The sequence below is a fragment of the Alphaproteobacteria bacterium genome (assembly GCA_005883305.1).
In the GTDB taxonomy this organism is placed as follows: domain Bacteria; phylum Pseudomonadota; class Alphaproteobacteria; order Sphingomonadales; family Sphingomonadaceae; genus Allosphingosinicella.
Window position 1 is genome coordinate 326983 of sequence record VBAC01000001.1, and the last position, 18723, is coordinate 345705.

Consider the following 18723-nt stretch of genomic DNA (forward strand, 5'->3'; position numbering starts at 1 on the left):
GAATTGCTTCCCGGCGCTTCGGCTTAGGCTGGCGCCGGGCGTTTTCTGTGACGGGCCGGGGCGCCCCCTTCCGTAGAATCCCGCTACAATTCGCCCGGGAAACCGGGGTTTTCCCCTATTACGCCCGCTTTGCTCCTCGCGAATAGCGGTCGTCGCCGGCCACGGCGATCGATCGGCCGGTCGGGCTCGCTTCCTCGGGGCGGCGTGCCCGGTTGCGGACGTCAATCTCCACAGGGGAGTTAGAAAAATGCCCTCACCGAGAAGGAGTATCGCGATCGCTCTCGTCACGATGGTCGGCGGCCTCGGCCTCAGCGGCTGCGCCACCACCGAATATGTCGACGAGCAGATTGCGCTGGTCAACGGACGCGTCAGCGCGCTCGAGGCCAGGGTCAACGAGGTCAACAACACGGCCCAGTCGGCGCTGCAGGGCGCTCAGGCCGCCGCCGGCGAGGCGCAACGGGCCAACCAGCGCATCGACGAGCTGACCGGCCGAGTCGACGGTATCGAGCAGCGCATGGCGTCGCAAAGGCGTCCGCGCAACTGATCCTGCCCGGGTCCCGGAGTCGCGCGGCGATTCCGGGCCTGGAACCTCAGCCGCCCGGATCGGTTCGCGTCGTGGTGCCAGGTAATGAACATGCGTAGCCAGGCGAGAGCAGCTTTGATCGCTTTGGCGGTCGCGGGGGCGCTCGAGTCCCCGGCTTCTGCGCAAGTGGAGGCCGCGGCGGCTTTCGCGGCCGGAGCGGGCGCGCAGGCGCTCGGCCAAGCGCCGCCGGACGCCGATCCGCTCGCCGCGCCCACCCGCGCGGCACGCGAGACGATCGGCTGGGTGGTCGCCAGCGGCGACAATCGCGGGCTCCCCTTCATCGTCATCGACAAGACGGCCGCGGCTGTGTTCGTGTTCGACGCTCAAGGCAATGCGGTGGGCGCCGCTCCGGCCTTGCTCGGAGTGGCGAGCGGCGACGATTCCACCCCAGGGGTCGGCGATCGCGACCTTTCCCAGATCGGCCCGGCCGAGCGGACGACCCCGGCAGGCCGCTTCGTCGCGCGCTACGGCCCGGCTTATGGCGGCCACACCGTCCTGTGGGTGGATTTCGCCAATTCGGTCGCGCTTCACCCGGTCGTCACCACCAATCCGCGCGAGCGGCGGCTGCAGCGCCTGGAATCGCTCTCGCCCGAGGACAACCGGATCACCTTCGGCTGCATCAACGTGCCGATCCCTTTCTATCGCGAGATCGTCCAGCCGCTGTTCGCCGAGGCCGGGGGAATCGTCTACATCCTGCCCGAGACCCGTCCGCTCGAGGAGGTGTTTCCGGGGATGCGGGTCGCGGCCGGGGCGCCGCCGCAGATTCCGGCTCCGAAGGTCGCCACCCTTCGCTCCTCCTCCTTCTCGCTTGGCCGATAGCGGGGCCAAATCGGCGGCGATCATGAATCGCGCGGGCCGAATTCAGTAGAGTCACCGATGCGTGGCCTCAGGCAAAGAGGCTAGTCCACCCTTAGGGAGTGTTCCTAGGGAAGGACTTTTCGACATGGGAGTAAAACAGCGGGGATTCGCGCTCTTTGCCGCGGCGCTGATGGTTTCGACATCGGCTATCGCGCAGGTTGCGGAGCGCGAGGGAGTCATCATCTCGCGCAGCCAGAACAACCTCAACGTGCGCACGCGCGAAGGCAATATCACGGTCGTCGTGACGCCCTCGACCCGGATCCGCGAGAATCGCAGCGGAGCGCTCGCCGGATCGCGGGACAGCAATACCGGCGCCCTGATTCCGGGCCTGATCATCAAGGCCGAAGGCGATCAGCAGGGCAGCACCCTCACCGCCGAGGAGATCGAGTTCCGCGAGCGCGACTGGCGCGCGGCGATCGCCGCGACGGGCGGCACCCAGCAGCAGTTCCAGCAGGCGGCGACCGAGCGGGCAGCGCTCCGCCAGGCGATCATCGACGGCAACGAATATGAGATCCGCCAGGAGGTCACCGTCTACTTCCCGACCGGAAGCGCCGCCGTCGGCGCTCAGTATCAGGAGCAGCTCCGCGCGCTCGCCCGCGCGGCTCCCGGCTTCGGCAATTACCGGATCTCGATCATCGGCTTCGCGGACAGCCGCGGCGATCCGGCGGCGAACGAGCGGCTGAGCCTCAGGCGCGCGATCGCCGTCAGCAACTTCGTGCGCCAGACCGGCGCGATCCAGCCGGGCCGGGTGCTCTCGCCCTCGGCCATGGGCGAGACCGCGGCCGCGCCGGGAATGGAGGCGCCGACCAGCAACGACCAGGCCCGCCGGGTGGTGGTTCGCGTGGTCACGCCGAAGGGCCAGCTGACCCAATAGCCCTCGAGCGGGGGCAAATGCGCGAGCGCGCGGGGCCGGAGCTCCGCGCGCTCGTTTGCTTTCGAGGCACCGATTGGCGAGTTTCAGGGAAGCGGAAACTTCGAAAACTTCCGCGCCCGCCCAGGCGCCAGCGAAGAGCAAGCTGGCGCGCCCGGCAGGATTCGAACCTGCGACCCCAAGCTTAGAAGGCTCGTGCTCTGTCCAACTGAGCTACGGGCGCGCGCGGCAAGCGTCTAGCGCGCTTTGGTGAAGATGTGGATGGGATTATGCGGGCGGAATGATGGGCGCCAGACCCCTCACGCAAGGCGAGATCGCGCTTGCCGAGCCGGTGTTCGGCAACGCCCTCGCCTACGGCCGCGTCCGAATCCGCCACGGCGCCGGCTGGAATCCGATTCCCATGCTGGCCTTCGCCAACGGCAATCCGGCGATCACGCTCGGGCGAACGATCTACGTGCGCGACCCGGTCGCCGATTTCGCGGAAGAGGCGGAGGCCCGGCGGCGGCTGTTCGTGCACGAGATGATGCACGTGTGGCAGTATCGCGCGCTCGGCCTCGTCCGCTTCCTGCTGCGTTATGCCCGCGAGTTCATCGGCGCAGGGTTCCACGCCCCGGCCATGTATCGCTACGCGCCCGGCGAGACCCGCTTCGCCGAGGCGACGCTCGAGGCGCAGGCGGAAATCGCCGGCGATCACGCTTTGGCGCTCTGGCGCGGCGACCCCGAGGCGGTAGAGAGAGTGCGGCCGAACATGGTTGGAAGCGGCCTCAGAGGCTTCGGGGGGACGATGGGCGAGATCAGGGAAGTGAAGGCCGCCGCGCTCGGCGAGCTTCGGCTGCGCTATTTCGATTATGTGATGGCTGCGTTCGTCACCATCCTCTTGCTCTCGAACGTGCTCGGCGCGGGCAAGGTGGCGGTGATCGACCTGCCCTGGGTCGGGCTGCGGCCGTTCGGCGCCGGGATCCTCTTCTTCCCCATCTCCTACGTGATCGGCGACGTGCTGACAGAGGTCTATGGCTACGCCCGCGCGCGCCGGGTGATCTGGGCGGGCTTCGCCGCTCTGCTGTTCATGGCCTTCATGTCGTGGGTGGTGGTCGCTCTGCCGCCGGCCGCGGATTGGGGCGGGCAGGCGGCCTACGAGCAGGTGTTCGGCCAGGTGCCGCGGATCGTCTTCGCCTCGATGATCGCCTTCTGGGCGGGCGAGTTCGTCAATTCCTACGTGCTGGCCAAGATGAAGATCCGGACCAAAGGCCGGCACCTTTGGGCGCGGACGATCGGCTCGACCGTCGCGGGGCAGGGCGTAGACAGCCTGATCTTCTACCCGCTCGCCTTCTGGGGCGCTTCCGGGTGGCCCAACGATCTGGTGATCGAGGTGCTCGTCACCCAATGGGCGCTGAAGGTCGGCTGGGAGGCGCTGCTGACTCCGGTCACCTATGCCGTGGTCGGCTGGCTCAAGGCCAAAGAAGGCGTCGACGTCTACGACGAGGGGACGGATTTCACGCCTTTCCGGGCGAAGGCCTAGGCATAGGCCCAGCGCAGCCACGACCAGGCCACCCAGGCGAGAGCGGCCCACAAGGCGACGACGATCAGCGCGCCGGCCTTGCTCACCGGACGCTCGGCCGCGGCTGCGGCGGCTCGGCGGTGCTCGTCGAGCCGGCCCGGCGGCAGCATCCGGGCGACCAGCCACAGGCCGAGCGGGATCAGAAGCGCGTCGTCGAGCAGGCCGAGCACCGGGATGAAATCGGGGATGAGGTCGATCGGCGACAAGGCGTAAGCGGCGATCAGCAGCGCCAGGGCGCGCGCGGCCCAGGGCGTTCGCGGATCGCGCGCGGCGAGCCACACCGCATGCGCCTCGATCCTGAGCCGTTTCACGAGGGAAGGGCCTTCGCTCATCGGGGCTTTCTCGGCGGGAGGGTGAGGAAGGCCGTGGCGGCCGAAACCAGCGCCAGGCCCGCACCGGCCAGCGCCGCGCCGTGGAGGGCGGAGATCAACGCCGGACCTTCCCGCGACAGAACGGCGCCGAGCAGGGCGACGACGATCAGGCCCCCGGCGCGCGAGACCGCGCTGTTGAGGCCCGAGGCGGTGCCGACATGATGCTCGTCGACCGAGCCGAGCACGGCGGTGGTGAGCGGCGCGACGGCGATCGCCATGCCGAGCGAGACGGCGAGGATGGAAGGAAGGACTTGGGTCCAATAGTCCCCGTCGCCCTCGATCCGCACCGCCAGCGCGTAGCCCGCGGCGACGATCAGCGGGCCGATCGTCAGCGGCCCGCGCGGGCCGAGCCGCGCGGCGAGCTTGCCCATCAGCGGCGATCCCAAAGCGACGACGATGGGGAAGGGGAGGACGGCAAGGCCGGCCATGGCCGCCGGATAATGGGCCGCCTCGATCAGCGCGTAGGGCAAGAGCAGCATCAGCCCGCCGAGCGCTCCGTAGAGCAGGAAGGTGAAGAGCGTCAGCCCGACGAAGGGCCGGGAGCCGAACAGGCCGAGCGGCACCATCGCCTCGGCGCCCCGGCGCCGCTCGACCCACAGGAACGCCAGCAGCATGATCGCACCCGCGGCGAGGGTCGCGGCGGTGGTACCGGCCACCTCCTGGCTCGCCGACCAGGCGGTGAGGCCGAAGGTCAGCGCGCCGAGCCCGAGCGTCGCCAGCGCCGCGCCGCCCCAATCGGGCGGCGGCCGTTGCTCGTTGGCGCTTTCGGGGACGAAGAGCCAGCCGAGCGCCGCCGCGGCGAGCGCGATCGGCAGGTTGAGGAGGAAGATGAAGCGCCAGCCGGGCCCGTCGACCAGCCAGCCGCCGATCAAGGGCGCGACCGCTCCGGCGACCGCCCCGGCGGCCGCCCAGGCGCCGACCGCCCGGCCGCGCGCCTCGCCGGCGAAGGAGGCGCTGAGGATGGCGAGGCTGCACGGCATCAGCATCGCCGCCCCGATCCCCTGCAAAGCGCGCGCCGCGAGGAACAAAGCGAGGCTCGGCGCCAGCGCGCAGAGGATCGAGGCGGCGGTGAACAGGGCGATCCCCGCGAGCATCACTTGCCGCCGTCCGTAAAGGTCTCCCGCCGCCCCGCCGACGAGGAGCAAGGCGGAGAGCGGCAGGGTGAAGGCATTCATCACCCACTGCGCCTCGGCGGTCGCCGCGTGGAAGCTTGCGCGGATCGCCGGCAGTGCGACGTTGAGCACCGAGCCGTCGATAAAGGCGAGGCTCGAGGCGAGAATGCAGGTGGCGAGAACCGCCCGCGGATAGCGTGCCTTCCCCCCGGCCGTGACAGCGCCGCTGCGGCCGTCGCAGGGGCTGGGGAGGGCGAGGCTCAGGTCGCGGGCTCCGGCACGCCGAAGCGCGGATTGGGGCCGTAGCGATTGGTTTCCGGGTCGTCGGGCAGGAAAGTGGCGCCGAAGAAAGCGAGCACGCCAATGACCATGATGACGTTCACCCAAATCGGTTGAGGACTCAGCAGCGCCTCAAAATCCCCGTTTAGGCGATACCATTCCTTCTCGAGGCCCAATGAATATGCGGGCAGCGTGAGCAAAAGCCACCAACCCGACCGTCCCTGGTCGTGCAGCCGGCGCACGAGCAGGGCGCTGAGCGGGATGGCAACCAAGATATTGAGGATGATAGCGGCGATCGGCATTCCGGGCAGGCCGGAGCGTTCATAGACCCATACGAAGAGGCTGTAGACGCCGCCATAGAGCGCCCCATAGGCAAACACGGGTCCGCACGTCACCCGCCCTCGATAGTCGGTCAGCCAGCCAAGACTGAAGCGCTGCATCCCTACAGAACCTCGAACAGCCCCGCCGCGCCCATGCCGCCGCCGACGCACATCGTGACCATCACGTATTTCGCGCCGCGGCGCTTGCCCTCGATCAAAGCGTGGCCGGTCATCCGCGCGCCCGACATGCCGTAGGGGTGGCCGATCGAGATCGCGCCGCCGTTGACGTTCATGCGGTCGTTCGGAATTCCGAGCACGTCCTGGACGTAGAGCACCTGGACGGCGAAGGCCTCGTTCAGCTCCCACAGGTCGATGTCGGAGACCTTGAGGCCGAACCGGTCGAGCAATGTGGGCACAGCGAAGACCGGGCCGATGCCCATCTCGTCGGGCTCGGTGCCGGCGGCGGCCATGCCGATGTAGCGGCCGAGCGGGGTGAGGCCGCGCTCGGCGGCGAGGCCCGCCTCCATGATCACCGAGGCCGAGGCGCCGTCGGACAGCTGCGAGGCGTTGCCGGCGGTGATGACCGCGTCGGGCCCCATCACCGGCTGGAGGCTCGACAGGCCCTCCAGCGTCGTGTCGGCGCGGTTGCCCTCGTCCCTGCCGATCGTCACTTCCTTTTTCGAGATCTCGCCCGTGACCTTGTCCTTGACCTGCATGGTCGCGGTGACGGGGACGATCTCGTCGTCGAACCTGCCGGCGGCCTGGGCGGCGGCGGTGCGCTGCTGGGATTGCAGGGCATAAGCGTCCTGCCGGTCGCGGCCGATGCCGTAGCGTTTCGCGACCACCTCGGCAGTGCCGATCATCGGCATGTAGACATCCTTGTGCATCGCCAGGAGTTCGGGGTCGGCGCCCAGCCGCATCTCTGGCGTCTGGACCATCGAGATCGATTCGACTCCGCCGGCGACGCAGACGTCCATCCGGTCGACGATCACCTGCTTGGCCGCGGTGGCGATCGCCATCAGCCCCGAGGCGCACTGGCGGTCGATCGACATTCCGGGAACGGTGACGGGTAGCCCCGCGCGGAGCGCCGCGGTGCGCCCGATCGTCGCCTGCACGCCCTGCTGCAGCGCAGCGCCGATGATCACGTCGTCGACCTCGGCGGGATCGATCCCGGCGCGCTCGACCGCGGCGCGGATCGCGTGGGCGGCGAGCGTCGGCGATGGCGTGGCGTTGAACGCGCCGCGATAGGCCTTGCCGATCGGCGTGCGGGCGGTGGAGACGATGACGGCTTCGCGGTTGGACATGGGGATTCTCCGATCAGGTGAAGATCATGCCGATCCAGTCGGCGATCAATGCGGGCTTTTCCTCACCCTCGATCTCGACGGTGACGTTGTGGGTGAACTGAAACTGGCCGGGCCGCTTCTCCTCGAAGCTGGCCAGGACGAAGCGGCCGCGCACCCTTTTGCCGGCGCGCACCGGGGCGAGGAAGCGGACTTTCTCGAAGCCGTAATTGACGCCCATTTTGATGCTCTCGGGACGAAGCATCGAGTCGGCGGCGAAGCGGCTGAGCAGCGACAAAGTGAGGAAGCCGTGGGCGACTGTACCGCCGAACGGGGTCTTCGCCGCCGCCTCGGGATCGACGTGGATGAACTGCCTGTCCTCGGTGATCTCGGCGAAGGCGTCGATCCGCGCCTGATCGACAAGGATCCAGTCGGACAGGCCGACTTCGCTGCCGACGCGACCCCTGATCTCTTCGATGCTGGCGATGGGCATGTTCGCGGTCTAGAGGGTCGCCCACACCAGACTCAAGCCCTGTGAGGAATGCCCCATGGCTGACGCTACGGCATCGGCGCGTACCGAAATCCGCAAATTGCTCCGAGCGCCGGAGCCGGAGGTGCTAACGCCGCTGCTCCGCGACGCCGCGCTCGATTCGGCGGCGCGCGGGCGCGTCGAGAAACGCTCGCTCGCCATGCTCGGCGAGCTGCGCGCGGCGCAGGGCAAGGGATGGGTCAATCAGTTCCTGCAGGAATACCGCCTCAATACGCAGGAAGGCGTTGCGCTGCTCAGCCTCGCCGAAGCGTTCCTGCGCGTGCCCGATCCGGAGACCGCCGACGCCCTCATCGCCGACAAGCTCGGCGAGGGCGACTGGCGAAGCCACAAGGGCAAGTCCAATTCCAAGCTCGTCAATTCGGCGACCTGGGGCCTGGTCATCGGCCGCGCGCTGACCGGCGAGAGCGAGACGGCGAGCGCGCTCCGCAAGCTGATCGCCCGCACCGGCGAGCCGTTCGTCCGCACCGGGGTCGGCGCGGCGATGCGGATGATGGGTGAGATCTTCGTCATGGGCCGCACCATCGGCGAGGCGATCGAGCGGATGAAGAAGCGCGAGAACAAGGGCTTCACCGCCAGCTTCGACATGCTCGGCGAGGCGGCGCGGACCTTCCCCGACGCGACACGCTATTTCAAATCCTACGAGGACGCGATCCACGCCGTCGGCGCGGCGGCGGGCGAGGGCCATTCGATCTCGGTCAAGCTCTCCGCGCTCCATCCGCGCTACGAGGTCGCGCAATACGACCGCTGCGTGCCGGCGCTGATCGAGCAGGTGGAGGCGCTGGCGTTGCTCGCGGCCAGATACGACATCCCCTTCACCATCGACGCCGAGGAGACCGAGCGGCTTGAGATGAGCCTCGATATCATCGCGGCGGTGGCGGGGCTTCCGGCGCTCAAGGGCTGGGACGGGCTCGGAATGGCGATCCAGGCCTATGGCAAGCGGGCGCGGCCGACCATCGCCTGGGCGAACGCGCTGGGAGCCAAGACCGGCCGGCGGATCGCGGCGCGGCTCGTCAAAGGCGCCTATTGGGACACCGAGATCAAGCGGACGCAGGAGCAGGGGCTGGTCGATTATCCCCTGTTCACCCGCAAGGCGGCGACCGACGTCTCCTATCTGGCCTGCGCCAGGGACATGCTGGCGGCGAGGAACATCTACCCCGCTTTCGCCACCCACAACGCGCTGACCGTCGCGACCATTCTCGAATGGGCCGGCGACGCCCGCGACTTCGAGTTCCAGCGGCTGCACGGCATGGGCGAAGGGCTCTACGAGAGCCTGGTGCGCGAGCAGGGCTACCATACCCGCATCTACGCGCCGGTTGGCGGACATCGCGACCTTCTCGCCTATCTCGTCCGGCGGCTGCTCGAGAATGGCGCCAACTCCTCCTTCGTCCACCAGCTGGCGGACGAAAGGCTGAGCGACGCCGACCTTATCGCCGATCCGGTGGCCAAGATCGCCGCGGTCGGCGGCACGCGCCATCCCTCGATCCCGCTGCCGCACGATCTGTTCCAGCCCGAGCGCGAGAATAGCTGGGGCCTCGACCTCAACGACCGTCCTGAGCTTGAGCGGGTCGCCGCGGCGGTCGCCGAGCCGCTCGATTTCGCGCCGACGCCGAGCCCGCCCGCCGAAGAGCTGGTGACGAGGGCGGTGAGCGGCTTTGAGGACTGGTCGAGGCGCAGCGTAGACGAGCGCGCCGCGTGCCTGGAGCGGCTCGCCGGCCTGCTCGAGCGTGACCGCGACATGCTGATGCGGATCGCGGTGCAGGAGGCGAAGAAGACCATTCCCGACGCGCTCGCTGAGGTGCGCGAGGCGGTCGACTTCTGCCGCTATTACGCGGCGCAGGCGCGCGCCCACCTTCGGCCGGTCGAGCTTCCCGGTCCGACCGGCGAGCGCAACGTGCTCCGCATGGAGGGACGCGGCGCCTGGGTGTGCATCGCGCCGTGGAACTTCCCGCTGGCGATCTTCCTCGGCCAGGTTTCGGCCGCGCTCGCCGCCGGCAACAGCGTCGTCGCCAAGCCGGCCTCGCAGACGCCCGAGATCGCCGCTTATGCGGTCGGCCTCGCCCACGAGGCGGGCGTGCCCGAGGACGCCTTGATCCTCGCGGCGGGCCGGCGCGATTTGGGCCAGAAATTGATGGAGGACGTCCGCATCGCCGGAGTCGCCTTCACTGGATCGACCGCCACCGCCAAGACCATCGCCCGAACCCTGATCGCCGACGACGCGCGCCCGATCATCCCGCTGATCGCCGAGACCGGCGGGGTAAACGCGATGATCGTCGATTCGACCGCTCTGCCCGAGCAGGTCGTGCAGGACGTGGTGACCTCGGCCTTCCGCTCGGCCGGCCAGCGCTGCTCGGCGCTGCGCCTGCTCGTGCTGCAGGAGGATGTCGCGGAGCGGACGCTGGAGATGCTGATGGGGGCGATGGATTCGCTGGTCGTCGGCGATCCGGCCGATCCGCGCACCGACGTCGGCCCGGTGATCGACCGGCCGAGCTACGACAAATTGATGGGCCGGCGCGAGGAGATGAAGGACCGGATCATCCACACGCTCGATGCGCCCCGTTCCCCGGCGAAGGCCGGGGCCCAGGGCGAAGCCTCCGGCTCCTGGACCCCGGCCTCCGCCGGGGAACAGGGATTGTTCGTCCCGCCGACGCTGATCCGCATCGACCGGATCGAGGACCTCCAGGAGGAATGGTTCGGCCCGCTGCTTCATGTCACGACGTGGAAGGGCGGCGAGCTCGCCGAGACCGTGCGGCGGATCAACGCCTCGGGCTTCGGCCTGACCATGGGCCTGCACAGCCGCATCGCCCGCGCGGCGGAGACGGTCGAGGAGACCGGCACGGTCGGCAACCTTTACGTCAACCGCTCGATGATCGGAGCGATCGTCGGCTCGCAGCCGTTCGGCGGCGAGGGCCAGAGCGGCACCGGCCCCAAGGCCGGCGGCCCGCATTACCTGCCGCGCTTCTGCACCGAGCGGACGACGAGCACCGACACGACGAGCTCGGGCGGCAACGCGACCTTGCTCAGCCTGGAGGATGTCGGCTTCTAGGCCGGCTCACGGTACGTAGGCGGTGAGGCAGGTTTCGGTATCGAAGCCGGCGGCCGCGGCCGCCAGGTCGAAGGCCAGCTCGTCCGGACCGGCAGTGGGGACTCGTCGCATCTCCATCGGCACGCGAATGCGCGTCACGCAAGTGTCGGCATTCGGATTTCCCGCCGCCAGCGGCGCATAGAAAACGAAGAACGGTCGGATCTGTCGATAGGCGGCGGCGATCTGCTGTCGCCTCGCTTCGGGCATCCCGGGTACGGTGAAGGTCAGCCGGCCGTAGCGGGGCGCGTTCGCCAGCCCGCTTACCACCTTGCGCAGCGGTTCCCGCGAGGCGATGCCGAGATGATAGGAAAGTTCCGCGCCATCGGCGTCGGCTCGCCATTGGCCTGTCCGCAAGTCGCCATCGTCGCCTCCATGGCGGCTGCTCTCGCGATGGCTGGCAGGTGTCCCGGCCGGCACAAATTCCGCCCCGCCCGGAGCGGCCCGCATGACATAGGTCGGATACTGGCCGCCCCCGTCGACCAACTGGAGTCCCCCCGGGCCCAACCGGAGCGTGTATTCGAAGAAAAAGGCGTTTGGCACGTTGATCGTCAACAGCCCGGAAGCGCCCGCGTCCAACGCCGGAAAGGGGCCTGCGAAGCCCGGGACGGAAACGGCTTCGCCAAGTTCGTTCGACGGCACATCGAAATAGAAGGACCCGGTCTGGAACGGGCGGTCGAAATCGAACCCGCCCAGCATCGTGCGCTGCCCCGCCGTCTCCCGGTTTCTGGCGGCCTCGGCTTCGGCCCGCGCCACGGCCGCTTTGTTCAGGGCACGCGAAGCCTGGTAGGTCGCCAGCGCGAAGCCCAGGATCGCGGTGATCAGGAAGGCGCGCCCCCAGCCCTTCGGGAAGGTCCATTTGCCATCCTTGCCGAGCGTCAGTCCCAGCAATGCCCCGATAAAAACCAGGACCGGCCCTAAGTAGGCAAGAACGATCTCCATGTCGGCCCTCCTTGGCGGTGAATAATTCGAGGAAGGCGAGCAAGGAAGCCCTATGGACGCCCCCATTCGGCAACGCCCTTTGCGAATCGGTCCGAAAAGCGCCTTTCCAAGCCCGGCAGGTCGGCTAAGTAATCCCTCCTTGGGTCCGTCGGCCCGAGCGGGGACATTTCGACATGAACAAGCCGACCTTGAGCGCGCGGCTGCGCTACGCTTTCGACAAGAGCATGGCGGGCGGAACGATCGCCCTGATCGGCTGGCTCGGCCTCGTCTCGCTGGTGCTGATCGCCATCGCCGGCGGCTTCCTCGCGCTGACCAGCATCGCGCCCGAGGGCGAGGGGCCGATGAGCTTCATCGAGGCGACCTGGGCCTCGCTGATGCGAACGCTCGATTCGGGCACGATGGGCGGCGACGCGGGCTGGGGTTTCAGGATCGTGATGCTGATGGTGACGCTCGCCGGCATCTTCGTCGTCTCGGCGCTGATCGGCGTCCTTTCGACCGGCCTCGAAAGCAAGCTCGACGAGCTGCGCAAGGGCCGCTCGGTCGTGCTCGAGAACGAGCATACGATCATCTTCAACTGGTCGCCGTCGATCTTCGACGTCATCTCCGAGCTGGTCATCGCCAACGAGAGCCGGTCTAAGCCCCGGATCGTCGTCATGTCCGAGATGGACAAGGTCGAGATGGAGGACGAGATCGCGGCCAAGGTGCCCGACCTCAAGAACACCCGGATCATCTGCCGCAACGGCGACCCGACCGACCTTTACGACATCGGCATCGTCAACCCGCAGACCTGCCGCTCGGTCATCGTCCTTTCCCCCGATTCGGACGACGCGGATTCGCGGGTGATCAAGACGATCCTCGCGCTGGTCAACGATCCCAATCGGCGGCCGGAGCCCTATCTCATCGCCGCCGAGATCCGCGAGGCGCAAAATGCCGAGGTCGCGCGCGTGGTCGGCGGAAGGGAGGTCCAGCTGGTGCTCGCCGACGACCTGCTGTCGCGGATCGTCGCTCAGTCGATGCGCCAGCCGGGGCTCAGCGCGGTCTATACCGAGCTGCTCGATTTCGACGGCTGCGAAATCTACACCACCGAGCAGCCGGACCTCGTCGGCAAGACGTTCGGCGATGCGCTCTTCTCCTACGAGACCAGCACTCTGCTGGGACTGTGCAGCGCCGACGGCGCGGTGACTCTGAACCCGCCGATGGACACGATGATCAAGGAGGGCATGAAGGCGATCATCATCGCCGAGGACGACGACCAGATCGAGACCAAGGAGCGCCGGGCGTCCGCCGTGCTCGCGGCGCAGGCGCCGGCCCCGTCGCTGGCCGCTCCGGAGCGAACCCTGATGTTCGGCTGGAACCGCCGCGGGCCGATGATCGCGCTCGAGCTGTCGCGTTACGTCGCCCCGGGATCGCTGCTGACCATCGCCGCCGACACGCCCCAGATCGAGCAGGATTTCGAATCGCTCGTGCTCGCCAGCGACAATATGCGGGTCGAGCTCAAGCGCACCGACACCAGCCGTCGCTCGGAGATCGAGGCGCTCGATCCGGCCGGCTACGATCACATTCTCGTCCTCGGCTACAGCGACACGATGGCCGCGCAGCCGGCCGACACGCGCACGCTCGTCACCTTGCTCCACCTGCGGCGGATCGCCGAGGACCAGGGAAAGCGGATCAGCGTCGTCAGCGAGATGATCGACGTCCGCAACCGCGAGCTGGCCGAGGTCGCCCGGATCGACGATTTCGTGGTCAGCAACAAGCTGGTCAGCCTGATGCTCGCCCAGGCGTCGGAAAACGAGCACCTCGAGGAAATCTTCAAGGACCTGCTCGACGAGGAAGGCTCGGAAATCTGCCTTCGTCCGGCGTCGGACTACGTTCCGGTCGGCGAGACTCTGACCTTCTACGACGTCGCCGAGGCCGCCCGGGCGCGCGGCGAGGTGGCGATCGGCCACCACCGGCCGGGCGAGGTCGATGCCAACGACTCGCGGCGGATGGGCGGCATCGTTATCAACCCGCCGCGCGCGGAGCGGATCGCCTACAGCGCAAACGACAGGGTGATCGTGCTGGCGCGGGATTGAGGGTCATAGCCCAACGCCGTCATTGCGAGCGAAGCGAAGCAATCCAGTGCGGCCCCGGAGTCCCCTGGATTGCCGCGTCGCTACGCTCCTCGCAATGACGGGAGGGGCTAGAACCGCTTGGCGATGCCGACGTAGAGCTGCACGTCGGCCGCCTCCTCGTTGAGACCCACATTCGCGCCGACGTCGAGCTGCAGATCGTCGTTCGGCATCCAGCCCGCCGAAAGGCCCGCCAGCATCTCGGTGGAATGGCCGGAAGGGTCCTCGTCCCGCCCCGCCGACAGCTCGATCGTGGCGCCGAGCGCGTCGGTGAGCGGGATGTCGAGGCCGATGATCCCGCTATAGGCGAAATGGCGGCCGTCGCCGTCCTCGTCGACCGCCGCGTCGGCCTCGGCGGTGACGCCGAGCGAGAAGCCGCCTGGAAGTTCGTAGCTCATCGGCACGATCAGGCCGCCGCCCCAATCGCCCGCGCCGATTCCGTCGCTGCCGGTCGGCAGGGTCGCAAAAGGCATGAGCGCGATCGAGAAGCCGGAGCCGTCGGGATGAAGCAGGTTCTGGCGCGCCGCAACGAGCAGGTCGCCGACCCCGTCGGTGCTGTCCGCCACGATCCCCGAGCGGGTGCGGACGTGCGTGTAGGCGGTCCAGCCGAGCTGGACTTCGAGGCTGCCGGTGACTCCGTAGCGGAGCAGAACGTCGCCGGTGGCGATCTCGTCGCTCTCGTCCGCGCCGTCGCTATCGTGGGTCCAGTCGAGCAGACCGAGCTCCAGGGCGATGTGGCCGCGGTCGATCGTGCAGGCGGGCGTGCCGAGCCCGGGCCGGTCGGGGCAGAAGTCTCGAGTCTCCTGCGCAAGCGCTCCCCCGCCGCAGAAGGCCAGAGTCGCGGCGCCGGCGGCCGCCAACAATCTCTTCATTTTCGACACTGCCCCCTCGGTTGAACGATGGCTTATGATCGACCGCCGGGCGCTTTGGAATCCTCTTTCGGCGGCTCCTGCGGGTAGGGCATGATCAAGGTCCCGTCCGGGGCCGCGGTGAAGGCCGTCTGGGTCGGGTTCGCGAACTGGATCCCTTCCTCGTTGAAGCGCTGAAGGACCGCGATCAGCACCTGGCTTCGAGCGTCGAACACCTTCTGCCAGACCTCTGATTTCACGTCGAACTCGAAGGCGAAATCGAGGCTCGACGCGCCGTATCCGGTCATCCCGCAGCGCAGGAAGGTGCACTTGTCGACGCCGTCGATCACCTCCTTCACGATGGCGGGGATTCGCGCGCACAGGTCCGGCGGCGTGTTGGTGATGATTCCGACGCTCTGCTGAATCCGGCGGCGGTTGAGCCGCGCCATGTTGTGAAGCTCCTTGCCGAGCAGATTGGTGTTGGAGATCACCACCTCCTCGCCGGTGATCGCGCGCACCCGGGTCGATTTGAGGCCGATATTCTCGACCGTGCCCGAGGTCGTGTCCCAGCGGATCGAATCGCCGCGGCGGAACGGCTTGTCGAAGATGATTGCCAGCGCCGCGAAGAGGTCGGCGAAGATTCCCTGCGCGGCGAGGCCGATGGCGATTCCGCCGATTCCGAGGCCCGCGATCAGCCCGGTGACGTTGACGCCCAGATTGTCGAGCACGACGACCACCGCGATGATGAAGATCGCCACCGATATGAGCACGCGGATCAGTCCGACCGCGCTGCCCAGTCCGCTGCTTTCCTCGACCCCGCCGGCGCGATGCTCGATCACTCCGAGCACGAGCTCGCGCGCCCACAAAGCGACCTGCAGAGTCATCGCCACGACGAAGATCACCCCGATCGTCTCGGCCACCGCCTCGGGCGCCTGTGCGTAGCCGGCCACCAGCCGGGCCGCGAGCGCGATCATGAACCACAGGCGCGTGCCGGCGAGGACTCGCCCGATCACCGTTCGCCAGCTTACCAGCTCTTCGTCGGTGCGGCAGATGCGCATGCCGAGCCACTTCACCCCCAGCAGGAGGAGGACGATAAGGGTCGCGGCGGCGGTTCCGAGCAGGATCTGGAGGCTATGGCCGGTCAGCCAGGCGATCATGTCGGCCCACAGCAATTGGGCCTGGGTGGAAAGCGATTGGGTTCGGATCATGATCTGGAGGTTCGGCCTTTCCTTCGGGCGGCTTTGGCGAGGAACGCGATCAGGCCGCGCTCGGCGCTCGACAGATATTTCGTGGCGCGCGGACATTGCAAGCCCAGCCGCTTGCGCGGCGCGCCGGTCACGGCTTCGATCACCGCCGGGTGGACATAGGATTTGCGGCTGATCGCGGGCGTATTCCCCAACGTCTCCGCCACCGGCTCGAGCATCGCCTTGAGACCGACTCCCGCCTCTCCCGCTCCGCAGATCTGCTCGAAGGCGATCACGCTGGCGCTCCAGGTGCGGAAATGCTTGGCGGTGAAATCCTCGCCGGTCGCCTCGCGGATATAGTCGTTGACGTCGGTCGAGCTGACCGGGCGCGCTTCGCCTCGCTCGTCGACATATTGGAACAGGTGCTGGCCGGGCAGATCCTGGCATTTCTTGACGATCCGGCTGAGGCGCGAATCGGTGATGCTGAGCTCCCGCTCGATCCCGCTTTTGGCCTTGAACCGCATCTTCACCGTCCGCCCGAGCACCTTCGCGTGGCGGTTGCGCAGGGTGGTCGCGCCGTAGCTCTTGTTCGCCTCCGCATAGACCTCGTTGCCGACCCGGATCCGGCCCGTGTCGAGCAGGCGCACGATCGCGGCGATCACCGTATCGCGGCTGAGATTGCGCTTGCGAAGGTCCGCATCGACCCGTTTCCTGAGCTTCGGCAGGACCTTGCCGAAATCGAGGCAGCGGTCGAACTTCGCCGCCTCCTGCCGATCGCGGAAGCCTGGGTGGTAGCGATATTGCTTGCGGCCGCGGTCGTCATAGCCGATCGCCTGGATGTGGCCGTCGGCCTTGGGGCAGTACCAGGCGTCGCGATAGGCGGGGGGCAGGCCGACCGCGTTCAGCCGGTCGATCTCGTCGCGGTCGGTGATCCGCTTTCCGTCGGCGTCGAAATATTGCCAATAGCGGCCGCGCCGCCGTCGGCTGATGCCCGGCGTCTGGTCATCGACATAGCAAAGCGCGCCGGCCATGACGCCTAAAGGCCGGCGAGTGGGCTAAGGTTCCCCTCGAACCGTAGCCCTCCTTCGCCAAGGCTACGGCGGGCAGCCTACGCTAAAGCACCGGCTTGCCAGCCGAAGCTTTAGCGTAGGCTGGTGGGCCCCGCGGGATTCTTACCTGCACCTGACCGTAATCTGCGGTCTGCTCTGGCTGTTGAGCTAGAGGCCCTGCGTCTCTCGATAAGCCGGGCGGATTGAGAAGTGGTTATCGCGGCGGGAAAATTAAGGCCGTCAGGGTCGTGGCGGGGAGCATGGCGGCCTTGCGCGCGCGCCGTTCGCGCCGGGTGCAATGCAGGTCGAAGCCGATCTGGATGGCGAGGATCAGCCAGCCGAACGACTGGAAGGCGATTCCGACGAAGAGCGAGCCGATCAGGTAGATGAGCTGGCAATGCTGGAGCGCCATGGCCAGCGGCGAGATCCAGGCTTCCTCGCCTTCCGCCTTGCGGTAGCGGCGCCGCACGATCTCCATCCGAGCGAGGCCGATCCCCTGGATCAGCAGATAGAGGAAAAGGCCCGCAAAGCCCTGCTCGCCGAGCATCTCGAAATAGGAGCTGTGATAGGCGCGCGCCTCGTCCGCCTCGGTCTGCGCGGTGACGACCTGAACGTCGCCGGCGCTTTGCGTCGCGACCGTCTGCACCTGGATATGGTTCGACCGGTACGCGCCGAAGCCGCCGCCGAAGGGGTGCGCCTTGGCATAATCCCAGGTCCACGCCCAGACGGCGAGCCTGGTGCCCGCCGATTGATCGGCCTGGATGTTCTGGATCGTGTCCATCCGCTGGGTGAAGGAGGCGGGGAGGAAGGGGACGGAGGCCAGAGCGAGCAAGGCCGCGCCGGTCATGTAGAGGATCCGCCTTTTGACGTTGCGAAGCAGCAGGATTCCGAGCACGCCGATGCAGACCAGCCCCGTGCGCGCCTCGGTCCCGATCGGGATCAGCAGGCAGGAGAAGATCAGCCCGGCCGCGAACAGCTTCACGCGCCAGTCCGGCGGGAAGATCGTCCCGAACTTGGTGAACCACAGGATGATCGGGATGATCCCGATCGCCACGGTCGAGATCGTGCTGCTCTCATAGAGCCCGCTATTGTTGTCGACCATCAGGTTGAGCACGCCGTAGCCGCCCCCCGCCAGCATCGTCTTGATCCCCCCGACGATCGCGATCGAGCCGACCGAGAGGATGAGGAACAGGAGCACCGCTTCGATCCGAAGCCGCGAGCGCAGCGTCAGCGGCAGGAACAAGGCGAAGGCGACCGCCTTCCACGCGAAGTCCCACTTCTCCAGCGCGTCGGTCGGGAAGTCGGCGTGGAGGGTGGTCACTCCGCAATAGACGAGCAGAACGAGCATCAGCGCCTGGCGGCCGGTGAAGGCGAGATTGTCCTTCCTGTCGCCGATCGCCCAGCCGCCCATCGCCAGCAATGCGACGATCATCGACAGGGGAATCGAGTTCAGCAGGAAATAGGAGAGGCGCTGGGGCGAGACCGTGTCGACATAGATATAGGCGAGCGTGAACAGGAACGGCCGCTTGAGGCCGAGCGTCAGCAAGCCCGCGAGGAAGGCGACGAAGGCGAGATCACGCATCCTTGCGGAACCAGCCTTTTCGCGCCGTCCGGGGCGCGCCGTCCTCGTCGAGGTCGCCGCGCGACAGCAAGCGCCAGGCGGCGAGCAGCATCAGGCCGTGGGTCAGGCCGAGCGCGAAATTGTCGATCACCTGGGCCGTCCTTTCGCCG

General features: G+C 67.8%; 15 protein-coding genes, 2 tRNA genes and 1 pseudogene. 6 read left to right on the forward strand and 12 right to left on the reverse strand.

Annotated elements, in window-relative coordinates; translation table 11 throughout:
- Positions 1-289: 289 nt before the first annotated feature.
- From E6G92_01520 to E6G92_01530, 3 genes and pseudogenes are all read left to right on the forward strand, one after another.
- Positions 290-544 (forward strand): hypothetical protein, encoded by a 255-nt coding sequence (locus E6G92_01520; protein ID TMJ20653.1) that lies wholly within the window; start codon positions 290-292, stop codon positions 542-544.
- 90 nt (positions 545-634) lie between these two features.
- Positions 635-1330: pseudogene (locus E6G92_01525) on the forward strand (hypothetical protein).
- A 196-nt stretch (positions 1331-1526) separates the two neighbouring features.
- Positions 1527-2315 carry an OmpA family protein gene (locus E6G92_01530; GenBank protein TMJ18554.1) on the forward strand — a complete coding sequence of 263 codons (789 nt, stop codon included), beginning with the start codon at positions 1527-1529 and terminating at the stop codon, positions 2313-2315.
- A gap of 143 nt (positions 2316-2458) precedes the next feature.
- Here the strand turns inward: E6G92_01530 and E6G92_01535 are convergent.
- Positions 2459-2535, reverse strand: a tRNA-Arg gene (locus E6G92_01535).
- A gap of 57 nt (positions 2536-2592) precedes the next feature.
- On the opposite strand from E6G92_01535, the gene E6G92_01540 reads away from it, so the two are divergent.
- A complete protein-coding gene (locus tag E6G92_01540; GenBank protein TMJ18555.1) occupies positions 2593-3831 on the forward strand; it encodes a DUF4157 domain-containing protein in 1239 nt (412 codons plus the stop codon).
- Here the strand turns inward: E6G92_01540 and E6G92_01545 are convergent.
- The 5 genes from E6G92_01545 to E6G92_01565 form a co-directional block, all read right to left on the reverse strand.
- Entirely contained in the window at positions 3828-4202 is a 375-nt protein-coding gene (locus E6G92_01545; GenBank protein TMJ18556.1) for a DUF1232 domain-containing protein, read from the reverse strand. The genes E6G92_01540 and E6G92_01545 overlap by 4 nt on opposite strands.
- The gene (locus E6G92_01550) at positions 4199-5521 is read right to left on the reverse strand and encodes an MFS transporter (GenBank protein TMJ20654.1); all 1323 of its coding nucleotides are present in this window, start codon (positions 5519-5521) and stop codon (positions 4199-4201) included. The genes E6G92_01545 and E6G92_01550 overlap by 4 nt, the downstream gene beginning before the upstream one ends.
- Positions 5522-5613: 92 nt before the next feature.
- Complete coding sequence (locus E6G92_01555; GenBank protein TMJ18557.1) at positions 5614-6072, reverse strand: DUF805 domain-containing protein; 459 nt, start codon at positions 6070-6072, stop codon at positions 5614-5616.
- Positions 6073-6074: 2 nt separating this feature from the next.
- On the reverse strand, positions 6075-7256 hold the full coding sequence (locus tag E6G92_01560) for an acetyl-CoA C-acyltransferase (GenBank protein ID TMJ18558.1): 1182 nt from the start codon (positions 7254-7256) through the stop codon (positions 6075-6077).
- A gap of 13 nt (positions 7257-7269) precedes the next feature.
- Positions 7270-7725 (reverse strand): MaoC family dehydratase, encoded by a 456-nt coding sequence (locus E6G92_01565; GenBank protein TMJ18559.1) that lies wholly within the window; start codon positions 7723-7725, stop codon positions 7270-7272.
- Positions 7726-7780: 55 nt separating this feature from the next.
- Here E6G92_01565 and E6G92_01570 point away from each other — a divergent pair, with 55 nt between their 5' ends.
- Positions 7781-10825 (forward strand): L-glutamate gamma-semialdehyde dehydrogenase, encoded by a 3045-nt coding sequence (locus E6G92_01570; GenBank protein ID TMJ18560.1) that lies wholly within the window; start codon positions 7781-7783, stop codon positions 10823-10825.
- Positions 10826-10831: 6 nt separating this feature from the next.
- Here the strand turns inward: E6G92_01570 and E6G92_01575 are convergent, their stop codons facing one another.
- Positions 10832-11803 carry a hypothetical protein gene (locus E6G92_01575; GenBank protein ID TMJ18561.1) on the reverse strand — a complete coding sequence of 324 codons (972 nt, stop codon included), beginning with the start codon at positions 11801-11803 and terminating at the stop codon, positions 10832-10834.
- 173 nt (positions 11804-11976) lie between these two features.
- Between E6G92_01575 and E6G92_01580 the strand changes: the two genes are divergently transcribed.
- Entirely contained in the window at positions 11977-13875 is a 1899-nt protein-coding gene (locus E6G92_01580; protein ID TMJ18562.1) for a hypothetical protein, read from the forward strand.
- 107 nt (positions 13876-13982) lie between these two features.
- Here the strand turns inward: E6G92_01580 and E6G92_01585 are convergent, their stop codons facing one another.
- The 5 genes from E6G92_01585 to E6G92_01605 form a co-directional block, all read right to left on the reverse strand.
- The gene (locus E6G92_01585; GenBank protein TMJ18563.1) at positions 13983-14783 is read right to left on the reverse strand and encodes a transporter; all 801 of its coding nucleotides are present in this window, start codon (positions 14781-14783) and stop codon (positions 13983-13985) included.
- 32 nt (positions 14784-14815) lie between these two features.
- A complete protein-coding gene (locus tag E6G92_01590; GenBank protein ID TMJ18564.1) occupies positions 14816-15967 on the reverse strand; it encodes a mechanosensitive ion channel in 1152 nt (383 codons plus the stop codon).
- Complete coding sequence (locus E6G92_01595; protein TMJ18565.1) at positions 15964-16974, reverse strand: DNA topoisomerase IB; 1011 nt, start codon at positions 16972-16974, stop codon at positions 15964-15966. The genes E6G92_01590 and E6G92_01595 overlap by 4 nt, the downstream gene beginning before the upstream one ends.
- Before the next feature lie 121 nt (positions 16975-17095).
- A tRNA-Ile gene (locus E6G92_01600) sits at positions 17096-17170 on the reverse strand.
- A 36-nt stretch (positions 17171-17206) separates the two neighbouring features.
- On the reverse strand, positions 17207-18574 hold the full coding sequence (locus E6G92_01605; protein ID TMJ18566.1) for a putative O-glycosylation ligase, exosortase A system-associated: 1368 nt from the start codon (positions 18572-18574) through the stop codon (positions 17207-17209).
- Between the last annotated feature and the right edge of the window lie 149 nt (positions 18575-18723).

What these genes read in the sequence shown, in the direction of transcription:
- E6G92_01520 (TMJ20653.1), top strand. Translation starts at nt 290, where the DNA reads ATGGTCGGCGGCCTCGGCCTCAGCGGCTGCGCCACCACCGAATATGTC.
- E6G92_01530 (TMJ18554.1), top strand. Translation starts at nt 1,527, where the DNA reads ATGGGAGTAAAACAGCGGGGATTCGCGCTCTTTGCCGCGGCGCTGATG.
- E6G92_01540 (TMJ18555.1), top strand. Translation starts at nt 2,593, where the DNA reads ATGATGGGCGCCAGACCCCTCACGCAAGGCGAGATCGCGCTTGCCGAG.
- E6G92_01545 (TMJ18556.1), bottom strand. Translation starts at nt 4,202, where the DNA reads ATGAGCGAAGGCCCTTCCCTCGTGAAACGGCTCAGGATCGAGGCGCAT.
- E6G92_01555 (TMJ18557.1), bottom strand. Translation starts at nt 6,072, where the DNA reads ATGCAGCGCTTCAGTCTTGGCTGGCTGACCGACTATCGAGGGCGGGTG.
- E6G92_01560 (TMJ18558.1), bottom strand. Translation starts at nt 7,256, where the DNA reads ATGTCCAACCGCGAAGCCGTCATCGTCTCCACCGCCCGCACGCCGATC.
- E6G92_01565 (TMJ18559.1), bottom strand. Translation starts at nt 7,725, where the DNA reads ATGCCCATCGCCAGCATCGAAGAGATCAGGGGTCGCGTCGGCAGCGAA.
- E6G92_01570 (TMJ18560.1), top strand. Translation starts at nt 7,781, where the DNA reads ATGGCTGACGCTACGGCATCGGCGCGTACCGAAATCCGCAAATTGCTC.
- E6G92_01575 (TMJ18561.1), bottom strand. Translation starts at nt 11,803, where the DNA reads ATGGAGATCGTTCTTGCCTACTTAGGGCCGGTCCTGGTTTTTATCGGG.
- E6G92_01580 (TMJ18562.1), top strand. Translation starts at nt 11,977, where the DNA reads ATGAACAAGCCGACCTTGAGCGCGCGGCTGCGCTACGCTTTCGACAAG.
- E6G92_01585 (TMJ18563.1), bottom strand. Translation starts at nt 14,783, where the DNA reads ATGAAGAGATTGTTGGCGGCCGCCGGCGCCGCGACTCTGGCCTTCTGC.
- E6G92_01590 (TMJ18564.1), bottom strand. Translation starts at nt 15,967, where the DNA reads ATGATCCGAACCCAATCGCTTTCCACCCAGGCCCAATTGCTGTGGGCC.
- E6G92_01595 (TMJ18565.1), bottom strand. Translation starts at nt 16,974, where the DNA reads ATGGCCGGCGCGCTTTGCTATGTCGATGACCAGACGCCGGGCATCAGC.
- E6G92_01605 (TMJ18566.1), bottom strand. Translation starts at nt 18,574, where the DNA reads ATGCGTGATCTCGCCTTCGTCGCCTTCCTCGCGGGCTTGCTGACGCTC.